Below are 15,388 nucleotides of genomic sequence, written 5' to 3' on the forward strand. Positions count from 1 at the left end.
TGGCGGGCCTAGTCTTTGGTCACGCGCAGCAATTCTGCCTGCGTGGTGGTGCCGTCGCGCAGCCAGCGTTCGCCATCCTCGCGCATGCCCGTCATGCCGTCCTGCAGGGCGACGGCGCGCACGTCCGCTTCCGAGGCCCGGTTGTGGATCTGCGCGCGGATCTGCTCCGTCGTGCGCAGCAGCTCGTACACGCCGACCCGGCCCTGGTAGCCCGTCTGGCCGCAATGCTCGCAGCCGACCGCCTGCCAGTACTGTCCGTCGAAGGTCTTGCAGGAGCCGCACAGCTTGCGCACCAGGCGCTGCGCCAGCACGCCCAAGAGCGACGACGACAGCAGGAAAGGCTCGATGCCCATGTCCAGCAGGCGCGTGACGGCCGCCGATGCATCGTTGGTATGCAAGGTCGCCAGCACCAGGTGGCCCGTCAGCGAGGCCTGCACGGCGATCTGCGCCGTTTCCAGGTCGCGGATCTCGCCGATCATGATCACGTCCGGGTCCTGCCGCAGGATCGCGCGCAAGGCCTTGGCGAAGGTCATGTCGATGCGCGGATTGACTTGCGTCTGGCCCACGCCGGCCAGGTCGTACTCGATCGGGTCTTCCACCGTCAGGATGTTGGTGGTGGTGGCGTTGAGCATCGACAGCGCCGCGTACAGGGTGGTCGTCTTGCCCGAGCCGGTGGGGCCCGTGACGAGCACGATGCCGTGCGGCTGCGTGATCAGGCCATCGAACTGCGCCAGCATGGGCGCGCTCATGCCCAGGTGCTGCAGGTCGAGGCGGCCCGCTTCCTTGTCCAGCAAGCGCAGCACGGCCCGTTCGCCATGGCCCGTGGGCAGGGTCGAGACGCGCACGTCGACGGGTTTGCCGCCCACGCGCAGGGTGATGCGGCCGTCCTGCGGCAGGCGTTTTTCCGCGATGTCGAGCTGCGCCATGATCTTGATGCGCGAAATCAGCGAGCCGTGGATGGCTTTGCGCGGGCGCACGACGTCGCGCAGGCTGCCGTCGATGCGGAAGCGCACGACGGAGGTTTGCTCGAACGGCTCGATGTGGATGTCGGACGCGCCTTCGCGCAGCGCCTGCGTCAGCAAGGCGTTGATCATGCGGATGACGGGCGCGTCGTCGGACGACTCGAGCAAGTCCTCGATGGCCGGCACGTCCTGCAGCAGCTTGGTCAGATCGAGGTCGGCGTCGAATTCATCGGCCATCTGCGAGGCGTCGCCGCCGCCGCCCGCGTAGGCGCCGGCAATCTCCGCATCGAGGTCGGCGCGCGGCAGCACCGTCAATTGAATCTGGCCGAAACGGCGCGACACCTCGGCAATGGCCGCCGGCGCCGTCGATGCCGCCACCAGCACTTCGACAGGGGCGCCGTCGACGGCGCCGGGCCGGGCCAGCAGGCCGAAATCGCGCGCGTAGGCGTAGGGAAGCAGATTGCTCATCACCGTCCCATCACTTCTGCGGCTGTTGCTGATACTGCTGCAGCAGCGACGGCGGCGTGGCCGCGTTGGCCGGCGCGCCTGGCGGCGGCGTCGGCGCCGGCGGCACGGGGCGCGTCACCATGTTGCCGCCCACGGGCTGGCCATCCTGCAGGGCCGGCAGCACGGGCGTGCCCAGGTCCTTCAGCATCAGGTTGCCCGTGGCCGGCACGGCGGCCGTCTCGGCCGAACGCATGTAGTCGTAGCGGTCGGCCGCCAGGCTGCCGCTCTGCTCCTTGTTGCGCACGATGACGGGGCGCAGGAAGATCATCAGGTTGGTTTTCGTGCGCTCGCGCGTCTGGTACTTGAACAGGTTGCCGATCAGGGGAATGTCACCCAGGCCGCGCACCTTTTCCGCGTTGTCGCCCGTGGTGTCCTCGATCAGGCCGCCCAAGACGATGATCTGGCCATCGTCGGCCAGCACATTGTTTTCGATTACGCGGTTGTTGATGGTGATGCCGCTGACGGCCGACGCCGTGGATTTGTCCACGCTCGACGTCTCGTGATAGATGCCCAGCTTGATGGTGCCGCCTTCGGAAATCTGCGGGCGCACCTTCAGGGTCAGGCCCACTTCCTTGCGGTCGATGGTCTGGAACGGATTCGTGTTGGTGCCGGCCGTGCTGGTGTACTGGCCCGTCAGGATAGGCACGTTCTGGCCCACCTTGATGGTCGCCAGCTCGTTGTCCAGGGTGATCAGGTTCGGCGTCGACAGGATGTTGGCGTTGCCGTCCGATTCCAGCGCATGCGCCACGGCGCCCAGGCCCAGCGCGCCGTTGATCTGCTTGAAGATGCCGACCGTCAGGCCGCCGGTCGGCAAGACCTTGCCGCCGCCCGTGGCGATGGCGCCGATATTGTTGGTGGTGCCCGCGGCGAACGACTGCAGCGCGCCCACGCGGTAATTGCTGGTGCTGTCGCCGGAAAGCCCCAGCCACTGCACGCCGAATTCGGACGCCTTGGACGACGTCACTTCCACGATCAGCGCTTCGATGTAGACCTGGGCACGGCGCACGTCGAGCTGGTCGATCACGGCGCGCAGGTTGCGGTAGACGGCCTCGTTGCACGTCAGGATCAGGGTATTCGTCGAGGCATCGGCCTGGATGAAGCCGGCCGCGCCGCCCGAAGACAGCTGCTGCGGGCCGTTGCTCAGCGAAGCGCCGCCCGAGGTGCCGCTTTGCGTATTGCCGCCCAGGCCAGTGCTGTTCATGCCGCTGTTGTTCTGGCTGAGCTGGTTGTTCGTGGCGAGGTTGCTCGTGCCCTGCTGCGCCGTGGCGGCCGTGCCGTCCGACGTGACGACCGAGCGCAGGGTCTGCGCCAGCTTGGTGGCGTCCGCATTTTTGAGGTACACGACGTGCACGTTGCCCAGCTGGGTGGTGGGCTGGTCCAGCTTGGAGATCAGCGACTTGGCCAGGTTGGCGCGCGCCGCCGACGGCGCGCGCAGCACCAGCGAATTGGTACGCGGATCGGCCAGCACGGAAACCTTGCCCGCGTCGCCCGCCGCGCCAGCGCCACCGCCGCCGCCTTCCATCAGCTTGTTGACCATCGAGGCCAGGTCGGAGGCGATGGCATAGCGCACGGGGATCACGTCCAGGTCCGTCGAGGCGGGCACGTCGAGCGCGGCGATGATCTTCGCCAGGCGCTTGAGGTTATCCGCGTAGTCGGTGATCACCAGCGAGTTGTTGCCCGGGTTGGCATTGATCGTGTTATTCGGCGAAATCAGGGGCCGCAGCACGGCCAGCAGGTTGGCCGACGATTCGTAGTTCAGGTAAAACACCTGGGTGGCGATCTGGTCGCCCTTCACCTGGCTGCTGCCGTTGCCGACCTGGGTCGGCACGGACTGCAGCTTGGCGTCCGCTTCCGGCACCACTTTCGCGTAGCCGTCGCCGGAGACCACCGCATAGCCCTGCAGGCGCAAGGCGGAAGCCAGCAGCCCGAAGGCCTGCGTCTTGCTGATGGATTTTTCCGACACCAGGGTAATCGTGCCCTTGACGCGGGGATCGATGACGAAGTTGATGTTGGTGTAATGGCCCACCGCCTTGATCACCGACTCGATGTCGGCGCCGACGAAGTTGAGCGCCGCCTCGTCGCCGGGCGCGGACCAGGCGGGCGCCGGCATGCCGGCCACGGAACAGCACAGCAGGGCGGCGGCCGACAGGCGGCGCAGCGAGAAGGAGAAGGTATTTGGGCTCACGGATGGTTTTTTCATTGTCTAAACTCTAAGGCGATGATGTTTTTTTCGCTATTGCTACGGCGCTGTCCCAGCAAATTCAACAAACTCGCCAAGGTCTCTTCATATCCTGCTGCGGCCTGGGCCTGGCCGGAAAACTGCATGCGCCCCTGATTCAGGCTGCCGCTGCCGTCCAGCAGCAGCGGTCCCTTGAGGGAGCGCAAGGTCAATGCCGCCTGCTGCCCCTGCCAATCGAAATCGAGTTCATAACTGCCCAGCGGACGCAGGGACGACAGGCGCGACGCCATGTCCGTCATCTGCAGGGTGGTGCGGCCGATGGCGGAAAACTGCCGCTGCTCCAGGGCCAGCTCCAGGGTGCTCCACGACAGGCGCATGCTGCCCGTCGGCGCCACGGTATTTAACGGTGCACCGAGGCCGCCCAGGCCATCGGCCGGCAGCAGCAGGGCCGCCGGACTGACCTGCCAGTGCGACCAGGAACCGCGCAGGTTGACGGGCTGCGACAGCGCCTGCGGGTTCTGCAGCTCCACGTCCGCCACGCCCCACAGTACCGACGGCGAGATGCGCCAGCTGAAGCGTCCCGGCAGCAGCGGCGTCACGGCGCCATTCGTGCTGGCCGCCCCGCCAATAAAGGCCGAGCCGCGCCACAGGGTACCCTGCGCGTCGCCCAAGGTCAAACGCCCGCCCGTCTGCTTTTCCACGATGCCCGCCACCCAGCCGGCCGGGAAAAACACCAGCAGGGTGATGCAGACGCTGGCGACGATGGCCAGCAGCCATCCGAGCACGCGCATCATCGCGTCGCGCCCGGGCTCTGGTGCAGGCTGAAGGTGGCGTTCACCTGGCCCGCCACCGCCTTGTCCTGCACCGTCTGCGCCGTGATGGTGGCTTCCTGCACGGCGATGCGCCCTTCGCGGCGCAAGCCGTCCAGCCACAGCATGACGCTGGCAAACGGCACGCCATTCAACTGCACGCGCGCATATTCACCCGTCAGCGACAGCGATTGCGGCGTCAAGCCACGCGCCTTGAGCGACGCGTCCAGGCTGGCGCGGCTCATGGGGGCCACCTGCACGGGCGCCTGGCGCGCCAGCTCGCCCGCTTCGCGCGCCAGCGCCTGCAATTGCGCCGCGTTCTGGCGCAGCTCGGGCAAGCTCTTCTGCAATTCCGCGCGGCCCGTCCAGGCCGGCTCGAAAAACACGGCATAGACGAGGGCCAGGCCCGCCACCACGCCACCGATGGTCAAGAGCTTGCGCTCCTGCGGCGTGCGTTCGGCCCAGAAAGCCTGCACGGCCTGTTGCTGCCCCGCCAGCGCGGCGCGGATCTTGTTGACGGCTGTACTCATGCTTTTGCTCCCGTGGCCAGGCTGATCTTCCACACGCCCGGCGCCGTTTCATTCAAGGCCAGCTTGCGCGCGGCCAGGCCGTCGCGCACCTGCGCCTGGGCGCTGGCATCGACCATGTCCGGCTTGAGCTTGACGATCAGGCTGCGGTCGCGGTACTCCAGCGACGCCACCACGCCGCGCCCGGCCAGGCCGCCCAGCGCCTCGCCCAGGGCCGCGCTCATGCTGGTGAAGTCATCCATGCTGGCCTGGCCGCCCTGCAGCTTGGCCGCTGCGATATTGCGCCGCATCTGCTCCGCTTCCAGGCCAAACACGGGCGCCTCGTTCGGATACGCGGCCTTGAAGGTTTGCTGCATCGAGGTGCGCACGGTGGCCACCTCGCGCTTCAGGCGCATCCATTCGATATTCATGCCGGCCAGGTTGACGACCAGCGTCAGCAGGGCCAGGCGGATGGGCCAGCGCCAGCGGCGCCAGTCGGCGGCCGATCCCGTGGCCGTGCCCAGCGCGGCAGCCAGGTCCAGCGCCGCGCCCCTGGCGCCGGCGATCCAGTGCGCCCAGTGATCGGGCTCGATCGTCACCCCGTCCATGCCGGCGGCCAGCTGTTGATATTGCGCAAGCTCGGCTGGCGCCACGTAGACCGTCAGGGGCACGTCGCCGGCAAAGGCACGCGTTGCCAGCAGCGCCTGCTGCGGCTGGGCCGGCAGCACCAGGCCCAGGCCCTCCTGCGGCGCCTGGCGCAGGGCCAGTTCCAGGCCGGTACCGGCCGGCTGCAGGGATGCCGTCACGCCGCCCGGCTGCAAAGGCAGGCACAGCTGCGATGGCAGCAGCGCCACCTTGCGCGCGCCCTGCGCCAGCAAGGCCTTGACCAGCACCTCGGCCCAGGCGCGCTGCGCCACGGCCACCGTGCGCATGCCGGCGGCGTCGGGCGCACCGGCGGCCAGCAGGCAATCCTGGGCATCGCCCAGGATGTGTTCTTCCACCAGGCCCGGCAAGGCCGCGCGCAGGCGGGCGCCGGCCAGCGGCGGGGTTTTCAGGCGCAGCAGGGTCACGTCGGCCGCCGCCAGCAGCAGCACCACCTGCTTCGCGCCGGCGATCAGCTGGCCCAGGCTACCCAGCGGGGCGCTGCCCTGCTGCAGCAAGGCGCCGCCGTCGCCAGCCAGCACGAAGGAGCAGGCAGGCGCGCTGTCGGTGGATGCCTTGGCCGGGTGACGGATATACAAAGTTGTCAAAATGACTCGCTTTCAGGGGTTAATTTTCCCGCAGCCAGACCAGGCTGGTGGTGCGCTGCGGATCCGTTTTTCGATTGACAAGGGCCACGGCGTCGAGGGCGGCGCGGTCCAGGCGCACGCGGATGACGGTGAGGAAGTAGCGGCTCTTCACGTCCAGCTCCACGCCTTCAATCAATGCGGCATTAATATTATTCTGGAAATTTAACTTATCGACAAACTTTTTACGCGGATTGCTCAGGGTCAGGGCGCTGGCCTCGGACAGCGACATCATCGTCACGGCCGCCAGCACCTCGGCCGGTGCCGTATTCACGTTCACGGGCGTGATTTCCGGCAGCACGATGATGAAATCGCGCAGCTTTTCTATGATCTGTGGCGTATAGCCGGGCACGGCCAGCAAATCCTCGACTTGCGTGAAGGCCAGCGGCTCGCTGCCGCCGCCCGTTGCGGCAGGGATGGCGGGCGTCTTGCCATCGGTGCCGCTGTCGGGGGCGCGCGGTCTCGGCCGCGCGCGCAGCACGGCATCGGCCGTGGCCTGCGCCAGGGAACTATCGAGCTGCAAGTTCGACAGCAATCGCTGGTAGGCCTGCACGTAGGCCTGGCTGACGATGCCCGTGGCGGTGGCCAGATTGGTGATATTGAAACGCGCCTGCGCATCGAGCGCGCGGCCCGAGACGGTGGCGTCGAATTTTTCCGTGTCGACCTTTTCCCGGTCCACGTAATCGTCGAGCCGGGCTTCCTCGATGGGCGTGGCCCACACGCCGTCGAGGGCCGTCAGCGAGGGATTGTCCTGGCGCAGCCAGAAGCGGGCGAAGTCGACCATGCCGCGCATGGCCCACTGCGTCTGCAGGCGCAGGCGCTGGTTTTCCATCGAGCGCACCTGCACCTGTTGCTGCCAGAACAGGCTGGCGACGACGGTGATGGCCAGCGCCGTCAGCAGCAAGGCCGTGATGACGGCCACGCCGCGCTGGCGCGCGGGGAGCGAAAAGCGCTTCATCCCGGCCCCAGTAAAAAGACCTTGGACAGGCCCGCGTCCTGGCCCGGCATCTGCAGGGTCACTTCCAGGCCCGGCACCTGCGTGGAAATGGTGGCGCCCGCCGTCAGCACGGTCCAGGCGCCATTGCTCCAGCCGCGCATGACCATGCTGTCGACGCCGCGCATCAGGGCCACGTCGGCGCTGGAAGTATCCGTATCGTCGCGCGCCGCCTGCCACAGGGTGTCGAGCACGGCCAGGTCGCGCGTGCCGTTCGACTCGCGCCGCGTCAGCACGCCGCCGCGCAGGCGGTAAGTGACCACTTGCAACTGTTGCGGCTCCTGTTCCGAGGCGGCCAGGCGCACCAGGGTCAGGCGGTCATTCTCGGCCGTCAGGTTGGTGCGGCCATTGAGCAGACTGTTGTTCTGCCCGGCGCCGGCCAGGTGGTCGCAGTCGCTTTGCATCTGGGCAAAGGCCAGCTGCATGCCGCGCGCCTGCTCCAGCTGGCCCGTCAGCACTTCGCGCGAGCGCACGATGCTGTCCAGGCCGCGCCAGCCCAGCACGGCGACCATGGCCAGGATGCCGATCGCCACGAGCAGCTCGATCAGCGTGAAACCGGCGGAGAGCGGGCGGCGCGCCATCAGTCGTTAAAGGAAAGCAAGACCAGGCGCACGATGCGCCGCGCGGGATATTGCGCGTCATACACGTTCACGCGCACTTGCCGGATGCGGGGATTCGGCGTGGCCACCACTTCTTCCTCGCAAATCAGTTTCAGGTCGCCCTGCGGGCAGTCGACCGTGCGCTTGCCCGTCTGCGGGAAGGTTTTCGCCAGGCGCAGGCGCACGAGGTGGTTTTCCGCCGACCAGGTGGCCATCATGGCGCTGCGCAAGCCATCGCTGTTCTGCGTCAGGCTGCCCACGGCGCGCAGAGACGCGCCCAGGGCCGTGCCGACGATGACGAGGGCCACCAGGACTTCCAGCAAAGTGAAGCCGCGCTGGCGAGGTTGTCGGGTAAAGGCCATCATTGCTCGACCGTGAAGTGGCCGATGCCGTCGGCGCGGATGGCCACGCTGCGCTCGCCGCTGGCCAGGGTCAGGACAAAGGGCTTGTCGACCGGTTCGCGGCCGAAGACGATGCGCAGCGGCTGGGCCACGCTGTTCGAGGGCTGCACGCTGAGCAGCATGGGCGTGTTGGCAAACGCCCGCTCGCGCAGCAGATCGTCCTGCGTCACGGGCTGCCACAGCTTTTCATTGAGCACCAGGAAGCGGTATTGATTTTCATCCGCCTCGAACGCCACCTGCCGGCTGCGCACGATGGCTTCATCGCGCGCCAGCTGCAGCAGCAGGGCGATGCGCTCGGCTTCCTTCTGCAGCGCCTGCTGCCCGTTCGGCATGGCGTTCAGCGACACGAGGCCCAGGGTGACGCCGATAATGACCATCACCACCAGCAGTTCGATCAGCGTAAAGCCGCTGGCGCGTCGCCGGGGCACTGCGCGGCCGGTGGTCATGGCAGGCATGCAATGGAAAACTTACAGTTCCCACGAGCCGATATCGGCATCGTCGCCGCTACCGCCGGGCTGGCCATCGGCACCCAGCGAAATGATGTCGACTTCGCCTTTGATGCCCGGCGACAGGTACTGGTACGGGTTGCCCCATGGATCTTTCGGCATCTTTTCCAGGTAGCCGCCCGCCTTCCAGCCGTTCGCGGCCGGTCCCGTCGTCGGTTTTTCGATCAGCGCCTGCAAGCCCTGCTCGGTGGTCGGATAGCGCTGGTTGTCCAGGCGGTACAGTTTCAGGGCCTGCATCACGGTGGCGATGTCGACTTTCGCGGCGGCCACTTTGGACTCGCCCGTGCGGGCGATCAGCTTGGGCACCACCAGCGAGGCGAGGATGCCCATGATCACCACCACGACCATGATTTCGATCAAGGTGAAGCCACGCGCGCGGCGCTGGCGTGTCGGATGGTTTGCTGCGTTTTGCATAAGAAAGAGAGAAGAAGGTGAGTAATGAAGGCAGAGTATAAAGCGGAAATATGACAAAGCCTGTCATATGGGGAAAAAATTCTGCGCCGGGTTTTCAGGGCGACAAGACCACTTCGCCGCAGACGGCGCAGCCGGGGTCGCGCGCCACGCGCATGCTGCTCCATTCCATGTGCAGGCCGTCGAGCAGCAGCAGGCGCCCCGCCAGCGATTCCCCCACGCCCATCACCAGTTTCAGCGCCTCGGCCGCCTGCATGGCGCCCACCACGCCCACCAGCGGCGCGAACACGCCCATGGTCGAACACGCCTCATCCGTGAACTGCTGGTCCTCTGGAAACAGGCAGCAATAGCAGGGCTGGGTGCCCGTGCGCGGGTCGAACACGCTCACTTGCCCGTCGAAGCGGATCACGGCGCCCGATACCAGCGGCACCCCGGCCGCCACGCAGGCGCGGTTGACGGCATGGCGCGTGGCGAAGTTGTCCGTGCAGTCGAGCACTACCGTGCTGGAGCAGACCAGTTCGGCCAGGCGCGCCCCGTCGAGGCGCTCCTGCAAGGCCACGATGTCGATTTCGGGGTTGATGCCGGTCAAGGTTTCGCGCGCCGAAGCCACTTTCGGCTGGCCCACGCGCTGCGTGGTGTGGGCGATCTGGCGCTGCAGATTGGTCAGATCGACCGTGTCGTCATCGACCAGGGTCAGCTTGCCCACGCCGCCGGCGGCCAGGTACATGGCGGCCGGCGAACCGAGGCCGCCCGCGCCGATCACCAGCACATGCGCGTCCAGCAGGGCTTGCTGGCCTTCGATGCCGATCTCGTCTAACAGGATATGGCGCGAATAGCGCAGCAGCTGATGGTCGTTCATGGCGGCGACTACGGTTTTTGCACGGGAATCTTCTTGTCGTCCGCCTTGATGTCGGAAGCAATTTCCGGCTTGGCGCCGATCTTCTCCACCTTGGCATCGGCCTTGGCCAGCTGCACCGGCAAGCCCTGGAAGTGATTCAAGGCCTGCTGCAGCTGGAAATCATCCTTGGCGCCGTATTCGAGCGGCTTGCGCTTCTTCGCCGTGGCGATCAGCCGCTGCTCTGCTTCCAGCTGCTCGTGCATGCCTTCCATGGTCGGCTTGGCCGCTTCCGGCTTGCCGTCGTCGCTGCTCAGGTGTTTTTCCAGGTCCGCCTCGCGCACGCGCAGGCTGTTCCAGCCGTCGCCCTCGGCCGTTTCATCGACCAGCAGGTCGGGCACGATGCCGCGCGCCTGGATGGCCCGGCCTTTCGGCGTGTAGTAGCGGGCCGTCGTCAGCTTGACGGCCGTGTCGGCCGTGATCTGGCGCAAGGTTTGCACGGAACCCTTGCCGAAGGTCTGCGTGCCGATGACGGTGGCGCGCTGGTAATCCTGCAGGGCGCCGGCGACGATTTCCGAGGCGGAGGCGGAACCGGCATTGACCAGCACCACCAGCGGCACGGTTTTCAGCGCGGCCGGCAGCTTGGCCAGCGGATCGGCCTTGGCGCCCGGCGGCGCATAGAATTCGCGGCGGCCATAGAACACCTGTTTCGATTCCGGCAACTGGCCCTTGGTCGAGACGATGACGGAGTTGCCTGGTAGAAATGCTGTCGCCACGCCGATGGCGCCCGGCACGACGCCTCCGGGGTCATTGCGCAAGTCCAGCACCAGGCCCTTGAGCTTGGGGTCTTGCGCGTACAGGGCATTGATCTTCTTGACCATGTCATCGACGGTCGGTTCCTGGAACTGGGCGATGCGCAGCCAGGCATAGCCGGGCGCGACCATCCTGGCCTTGACGCTCTGCACGCGGATTTCCTCGCGCACGATGGGGAAGACGAGCGGCTTGCTCTCGCCCTTGCGCGACATGGTCAGCACCAGCTTGCTGCCGGGCTGGCCCCGCATCTTCTTGATGACCTCTTCCAGCTGCATGCCCTTGAGCGGCAGATTGTCGAGGCGGGTGATGAAATCGCCCGCCTGGATGCCGGCCTTGGCGGCGGGGCTGTCCTCGATGGGCGAGACGACCTTCACGTAGCCGTCTTCCATGCTCACTTCGATGCCGATGCCGACGAACTTGCCCTGCACGCTTTCGCGCATTTCCTTGAAGGCATTTTTATCCAGGTACACGGAATGCGGGTCCAGCGAAGACACCATGCCGGAAATGGCTTCCGTCAGGAGTTTCTTGTCGTCCACTTTCTCGACGTAATCGGACTTGATCAGGCCGAACACGTCGGACAGCTGGCGCAGCTCGTCGAGCGGCAGCGGGGCATTCGTGATTTTCTGCGCCACGGCGGGGAATTGCAGCGACATGCCGATGCCGGCCAGCACGCCCAGACCGATGAGGCCGATACTTTTGACTTTGATGCCCATATGTTCTTCGCAATCTACAATTCGATGCTGCAGCAATGGTGGGGAACTTAAAACTTCACCCAGCTGGCTGGATCGAAGGCGCGGCCCTGATGACGCAGCTCAAAGTATAGCCCTGATTCCTCGTTGCCGCCGCTGTTGCCGGCGCTGGCGATGGTCTCGCCGCCCTTGACGGCGTCGCCCACGCGTTTCAGCAGGGACTGGTTATTGCCATAAATACTCATGTACTGGCCGCCATGGTCGACGATGATCAGGTTCCCGAAACCGCGCAGCCAGTCGGAAAACACGACCCTGCCGGCGGCGATGGCGTGGATCTCGCTGCCCTCGCCCGTGCGGATGAACACGCCCTTCCAGCTGGGGCCGTCACCGCGCTTGCTGCCGAAGCGGGCGGCGATCTTGCCCGCCACGGGCGCGCGCAGCTGCCCTTTCAGGCTGGCAAAGGCGCCGGCCGGTGTGGCCGGGCCCAGGCTCGGGCGTTCCGGCTCCGGTTCCGGCTTCGGTTCCGGTTTCGGCGTGACCTTGGCCACCGGCGGCGGTTCATCGTCGTCGATGGGGTCGAGTTTCACGGGCGGTGGCGGCGTCTGCGGCTTGATCTTGCCCGATTTATTCTGTTGCTCTTTAGCAATGCGTTCGCGTTCGGCCTGCGCCTGGGCGGCCTTGGCGCGCGCGGCCAGCTGGCGTTCGCGTTTTTCCGCCGCGATCCTGGCGTCGGCGGCCGCTTTCGCAGCGGCGCGCTGCTCGGCGAGCAATTGCTGGCGTTTCTTTTCGGCCGCGGCGGCGGCGGCCTGTTCCTCGATCAATTTCGCCAGCTTGTCGACCAGGTTGCCCATGCGCTGTTCGTCGCGCTCGACATTGCCCGCTTCCTTGCGCTGCGCCACCAGGCGCTGCGACAAGCTCGCCAGCAGGGCGGCGCGGCGCGCCTTTTCCTGCACCAGCAGGGCTTTCTGGTCACGCTCTTCCTGCGCGATCTCTTCCAGCTCATCCTTGGCGTTCTGCACGTCCGCCTGGTTTTTCTCCACGGCCAGCAAGTTGGCGCGCAAGGCTTCCAGCAGGCGCGCCTGCGCCTGCGACACGTAGGCCATGAATTGCAGGTCGCGGTTGATGCGGTTGGGGTTGTCGCCGGACAAGAGCAGCTTGATGCGGTCTTCATTGCCGGCAACATATTGTTCGCGCAGCAACTTGGACAGCTGCGCCTTCTGTTTCTCGACGGTGGCCGTCAGCTGCTGGTGCTCCTGCCCCAGCGCCGCCAGCTTCACGCCCGTCGCGCTTTGCTCCTGCGCCAGGTCGCGCAAGGCGCGGTTGGCGTTGGAAATGGCCTCTTCCGACTCGGCCAGGGTATCGGCCGCGTCATCCTTGGCGCTTTCCGTGCGGCTGATGTCGCGCTTGAGCGCCGTCAGCTTTTGTTGCAATCCGGCACGTTGTGCTTCCGCGGCCGCCTTCTGCTTGCTGCGCTCGGTGGGTTTGGCACCGTGCGCGACGCCGCTGGACACCAGCAGCGCCGCGCACAGCAAGGCAGCGGCGCGCCACGCCGGCAAGGGTGTTTCAGCAGAGGGGGCGATTGCTGTGCCGCGGAAGAAAGACAACAAGTTACTTGGCCTTCCCTTGGTTCGCCACGGCCGCTTGCGCTGCCGCAATCGCTGCCGGGTCGCCCAGGTAGTAGTGGCGGATCGGCTTCAGGTCGGCGTCCAGTTCATACACGAGCGGCTGGCCGTTCGGGATGTTCAGGCCGACGATGTCGCTGTCGCTGATGCCATCGAGCATCTTGATCAGGGCGCGCAGGCTGTTGCCGTGGGCCGAAATGATAATTTTCTTGCCGGCGCGGATGGCCGGGGCGATTTCCTCGTCCCAGGCCGGCATCACGCGCGCCACGGTATCCTTCAGGCATTCGGTCAGCGGAATCGACGCTTTCGGCAAGCCGGCATAGCGCGGGTCGTTGAACGAGGCGCGGTCGTCATCCTCGGCCAGCGGCGGCGGCGGCGTGTCGTAGCTGCGGCGCCAAACCAGCACTTGCTCGTCGCCATACTTGGCGGCCGTTTCGCCCTTGTCCAGGCCTTGCAGGGCGCCGTAGTGGCGCTCGTTCAAGCGCCAGTCGTTCTTGATCGGCAGATACATCATGTCCATCTCGTCGAGGGCCAGCCACAGGGTGCGGATGGCGCGCTTCAGGACGGAAGTGTAGGCCACGTCGAACGTAAAACCTTCCTGCTTGAGGATCTGGCCGGCGGCCTTGGCTTCGTTGACGCCCTTTTCCGTCAGATCGACGTCGGTCCAGCCGGTGAAGCGGTTATCGAGGTTCCAAGTGGACTCGCCGTGACGCATGAAAACGATTTTGTACATAGTTCTATCTTCTCAAGGGGTTCAAATCAAAAAAGCAAAACGTAAAAAGACCTCGTCCAGCTTCTATTTTATAATGCGCGGATTGACTTAAACCATTGGACCCTACGTGAAATTCATTATCGACCACATTTTTCTGTTTGCCATCGTCATTATTTCCGGCGGCGCCCTCCTCTGGCCACTGCTGTCGATGCGCGGCAAGCGCGCGACCGTGCTGGAAGTCACGCAACTGATCAACCGTGGCAAGACCATCATCGTCGACGTGCGCAGCGCGGAAGAATTCGCCACGGGCCATTTGCCTGACGCAAAAAATATTCCGCTGCCGGAACTGGCAAAACGCCTGGGCGAGCTGGAAAAATTCAAAACGCGCCCCATTGTAGTGGTTTGCCAGAAAGGTTCGCGTTCGGCAACGGCCGTGGGCCTGCTGGGCAAAGCCGGTTTCGCTGAGGCAACGAGCCTGGAAGGCGGCCTCGACGAGTGGAAAAAGCAGGGTTTGCCATTGAAAACCCTGTCGCTGGCGAAGTAAGCCGGCATTTAACTAGAAGGAATCATCATGACCGTCCCCGTAATTGTGTATAGCACCGCCGTGTGCCCGTATTGCGTGCGCGCCGAGCGCCTGTTGGAAGCCAAGGGCGTGACCGTGCAAAAGATCCGCGTCGACCTCGACCCGGAAGAGCGCATCAAGATGATGGAACGCACGGGCCGCCGCACGGTGCCGCAAATCTATGTGGGCGATACCCACGTGGGCGGATTCGACGATTTGTATGCGCTCGATCAAGCCGGCAAGCTGGACCCCTTGTTAAATGGCACGGCAGCCTGATATAAAGCGGGTTCGAGAAATTGCTTGGTTTTTTGTCGTATTGTTTTGATACAATTGCCCTCGCACCTGATCTGGCCGCGCCTATCCGGCGCGGATTGAATACCGCAAGCACCATATTTGAACGGTGTGCCGTTCTTGTCCTTTACAACGAAAGCGTTCCATGTCTGACGAAAATCTGCAACCAGTCTTCCAAATCCAACGCGTCTACCTGAAAGACATGTCGCTGGAACAACCAAATTCCCCAGCTATTTTCCTGGAACAAGAAGCGCCGGCCATCGAAGTGGCACTGGACGTGGGCGCCGCGCCTCTGGCCGACGGCATCTTCGAAGCCACCGTGACCATCACCGTGACGGCCAAGGTTGGCGAGAAAGTCGCTTTCCTGGTTGAAGGCAAGCAAGCTGGTATCTTCGAAGCACGCAACATTCCTGCCGATCAACTCGATCCGCTGCTGGGAATCGGCTGCCCGAACATCATCTACCCTTACCTGCGCGCCAACATCGCCGACGTGATCACCCGTGCCGGCTTCCCGCCCGTGCACCTGGCCGAGATCAACTTCGAAGTGTTCTACCAACAACGTCTGCAAGCCATCGCCGACGCTGCCGCCGCTGCTCCAGCAGGCGACGCGACGACGCACTAAGCTGCAGGCAAGACCCCGCCGGCCCCTTGGGGCTGGCCTGACACGGCGGCCTGGCCGCCGTGTTTCGTTAAGGTTCAAAAAA

Annotated in this window: 17 protein-coding genes; 3 read left to right on the forward strand and 14 right to left on the reverse strand. The window is 65.3% G+C overall.

Features of this window, described 5'->3' with window-relative positions:
• Positions 1 to 8 precede the first annotated feature (8 nt).
• The 14 genes from gspE to gpmA all read right to left on the reverse strand — a co-directional run bounded on the left by gspE (position 9) and on the right by gpmA (position 13,852).
• Positions 9 to 1,430 (reverse strand): type II secretion system ATPase GspE, encoded by a 1,422-nt coding sequence (gene gspE, locus AC07VL_RS04135; RefSeq protein WP_494804706.1) that lies wholly within the window; start codon positions 1,428 to 1,430, stop codon positions 9 to 11.
• Between the two features lie 10 nt (positions 1,431 to 1,440).
• Positions 1,441 to 3,669 carry a type II secretion system secretin GspD gene (gene gspD, locus AC07VL_RS04140; protein ID WP_494804707.1) on the reverse strand — a complete coding sequence of 743 codons (2,229 nt, stop codon included), beginning with the start codon at positions 3,667 to 3,669 and terminating at the stop codon, positions 1,441 to 1,443.
• Entirely contained in the window at positions 3,666 to 4,442 is a 777-nt protein-coding gene (locus AC07VL_RS04145; protein ID WP_494804708.1) for a type II secretion system protein N, read from the reverse strand. Before AC07VL_RS04145 ends, gspD begins: the two co-directional genes overlap by 4 nt.
• Positions 4,439 to 4,987: a type II secretion system protein M gene (locus AC07VL_RS04150; protein WP_494804709.1), complete on the reverse strand. Its 549-nt coding sequence runs from the start codon at positions 4,985 to 4,987 to the stop codon at positions 4,439 to 4,441. Before AC07VL_RS04150 ends, AC07VL_RS04145 begins: the two co-directional genes overlap by 4 nt.
• Complete coding sequence (gene gspL / locus AC07VL_RS04155; RefSeq protein ID WP_494804710.1) at positions 4,984 to 6,213, reverse strand: type II secretion system protein GspL; 1,230 nt, start codon at positions 6,211 to 6,213, stop codon at positions 4,984 to 4,986. The genes AC07VL_RS04150 and gspL overlap by 4 nt, the downstream gene beginning before the upstream one ends.
• A gap of 19 nt (positions 6,214 to 6,232) precedes the next feature.
• On the reverse strand, positions 6,233 to 7,207 hold the full coding sequence (gene gspK, locus AC07VL_RS04160) for a type II secretion system minor pseudopilin GspK (RefSeq protein ID WP_494804711.1): 975 nt from the start codon (positions 7,205 to 7,207) through the stop codon (positions 6,233 to 6,235).
• Positions 7,204 to 7,824, reverse strand: a complete 621-nt coding sequence (locus AC07VL_RS04165) for a PulJ/GspJ family protein (RefSeq protein ID WP_494804712.1) — start codon at positions 7,822 to 7,824, stop codon at positions 7,204 to 7,206. The genes gspK and AC07VL_RS04165 overlap by 4 nt, the downstream gene beginning before the upstream one ends.
• Positions 7,824 to 8,204 (reverse strand): type II secretion system minor pseudopilin GspI, encoded by a 381-nt coding sequence (gspI, locus tag AC07VL_RS04170; protein ID WP_494804769.1) that lies wholly within the window; start codon positions 8,202 to 8,204, stop codon positions 7,824 to 7,826. Before gspI ends, AC07VL_RS04165 begins: the two co-directional genes overlap by 1 nt.
• Complete coding sequence (locus AC07VL_RS04175) at positions 8,204 to 8,698, reverse strand: GspH/FimT family pseudopilin (RefSeq protein ID WP_494804713.1); 495 nt, start codon at positions 8,696 to 8,698, stop codon at positions 8,204 to 8,206. The genes gspI and AC07VL_RS04175 overlap by 1 nt, the downstream gene beginning before the upstream one ends.
• A 12-nt stretch (positions 8,699 to 8,710) precedes the next feature.
• The gene (gene gspG / locus AC07VL_RS04180) at positions 8,711 to 9,163 is read right to left on the reverse strand and encodes a type II secretion system major pseudopilin GspG (protein WP_494804714.1); all 453 of its coding nucleotides are present in this window, start codon (positions 9,161 to 9,163) and stop codon (positions 8,711 to 8,713) included.
• Between the two features lie 94 nt (positions 9,164 to 9,257).
• Entirely contained in the window at positions 9,258 to 10,019 is a 762-nt protein-coding gene (locus AC07VL_RS04185; RefSeq protein ID WP_494804715.1) for a HesA/MoeB/ThiF family protein, read from the reverse strand.
• An 8-nt stretch (positions 10,020 to 10,027) separates the two neighbouring features.
• Positions 10,028 to 11,521: a S41 family peptidase gene (locus AC07VL_RS04190; RefSeq protein ID WP_494804716.1), complete on the reverse strand. Its 1,494-nt coding sequence runs from the start codon at positions 11,519 to 11,521 to the stop codon at positions 10,028 to 10,030.
• 47 nt (positions 11,522 to 11,568) lie between these two features.
• Entirely contained in the window at positions 11,569 to 13,029 is a 1,461-nt protein-coding gene (locus AC07VL_RS04195) for a murein hydrolase activator EnvC family protein (RefSeq protein WP_494804770.1), read from the reverse strand.
• A gap of 76 nt (positions 13,030 to 13,105) precedes the next feature.
• Positions 13,106 to 13,852 (reverse strand): 2,3-diphosphoglycerate-dependent phosphoglycerate mutase, encoded by a 747-nt coding sequence (gene gpmA / locus AC07VL_RS04200; RefSeq protein ID WP_034753030.1) that lies wholly within the window; start codon positions 13,850 to 13,852, stop codon positions 13,106 to 13,108.
• A 106-nt stretch (positions 13,853 to 13,958) separates the two neighbouring features.
• Between gpmA and AC07VL_RS04205 the strand changes: the two genes are divergently transcribed.
• The 3 genes from AC07VL_RS04205 to secB all read left to right on the forward strand — a co-directional run bounded on the left by AC07VL_RS04205 (position 13,959) and on the right by secB (position 15,306).
• Positions 13,959 to 14,375, forward strand: a complete 417-nt coding sequence (locus AC07VL_RS04205) for a rhodanese-like domain-containing protein (protein WP_046681994.1) — start codon at positions 13,959 to 13,961, stop codon at positions 14,373 to 14,375.
• 27 nt (positions 14,376 to 14,402) lie between these two features.
• Complete coding sequence (gene grxC, locus AC07VL_RS04210; protein ID WP_034783579.1) at positions 14,403 to 14,669, forward strand: glutaredoxin 3; 267 nt, start codon at positions 14,403 to 14,405, stop codon at positions 14,667 to 14,669.
• Positions 14,670 to 14,829: 160 nt separating this feature from the next.
• Positions 14,830 to 15,306, forward strand: coding sequence for a protein-export chaperone SecB (gene secB / locus AC07VL_RS04215; RefSeq protein WP_076565035.1), 477 nt, complete (start codon positions 14,830 to 14,832; stop codon positions 15,304 to 15,306).
• Positions 15,307 to 15,388: the final 82 nt, after the last annotated feature.

The sequence above is a fragment of the Janthinobacterium sp. GW821-FHT03C08 genome, from assembly GCF_059420905.1.

What these genes read in the sequence shown, in the direction of transcription:
- gspE (WP_494804706.1), bottom strand. Translation starts at nt 1,430, where the DNA reads ATGAGCAATCTGCTTCCCTACGCCTACGCGCGCGATTTCGGCCTGCTG.
- gspD (WP_494804707.1), bottom strand. Translation starts at nt 3,669, where the DNA reads ATGAAAAAACCATCCGTGAGCCCAAATACCTTCTCCTTCTCGCTGCGC.
- AC07VL_RS04145 (WP_494804708.1), bottom strand. Translation starts at nt 4,442, where the DNA reads ATGATGCGCGTGCTCGGATGGCTGCTGGCCATCGTCGCCAGCGTCTGC.
- AC07VL_RS04150 (WP_494804709.1), bottom strand. Translation starts at nt 4,987, where the DNA reads ATGAGTACAGCCGTCAACAAGATCCGCGCCGCGCTGGCGGGGCAGCAA.
- gspK (WP_494804711.1), bottom strand. Translation starts at nt 7,207, where the DNA reads ATGAAGCGCTTTTCGCTCCCCGCGCGCCAGCGCGGCGTGGCCGTCATC.
- AC07VL_RS04165 (WP_494804712.1), bottom strand. Translation starts at nt 7,824, where the DNA reads ATGGCGCGCCGCCCGCTCTCCGCCGGTTTCACGCTGATCGAGCTGCTC.
- gspI (WP_494804769.1), bottom strand. Translation starts at nt 8,204, where the DNA reads ATGGCCTTTACCCGACAACCTCGCCAGCGCGGCTTCACTTTGCTGGAA.
- AC07VL_RS04175 (WP_494804713.1), bottom strand. Translation starts at nt 8,698, where the DNA reads ATGCCTGCCATGACCACCGGCCGCGCAGTGCCCCGGCGACGCGCCAGC.
- gspG (WP_494804714.1), bottom strand. Translation starts at nt 9,163, where the DNA reads ATGCAAAACGCAGCAAACCATCCGACACGCCAGCGCCGCGCGCGTGGC.
- AC07VL_RS04185 (WP_494804715.1), bottom strand. Translation starts at nt 10,019, where the DNA reads ATGAACGACCATCAGCTGCTGCGCTATTCGCGCCATATCCTGTTAGAC.
- AC07VL_RS04190 (WP_494804716.1), bottom strand. Translation starts at nt 11,521, where the DNA reads ATGGGCATCAAAGTCAAAAGTATCGGCCTCATCGGTCTGGGCGTGCTG.
- gpmA (WP_034753030.1), bottom strand. Translation starts at nt 13,852, where the DNA reads ATGTACAAAATCGTTTTCATGCGTCACGGCGAGTCCACTTGGAACCTC.
- grxC (WP_034783579.1), top strand. Translation starts at nt 14,403, where the DNA reads ATGACCGTCCCCGTAATTGTGTATAGCACCGCCGTGTGCCCGTATTGC.
- secB (WP_076565035.1), top strand. Translation starts at nt 14,830, where the DNA reads ATGTCTGACGAAAATCTGCAACCAGTCTTCCAAATCCAACGCGTCTAC.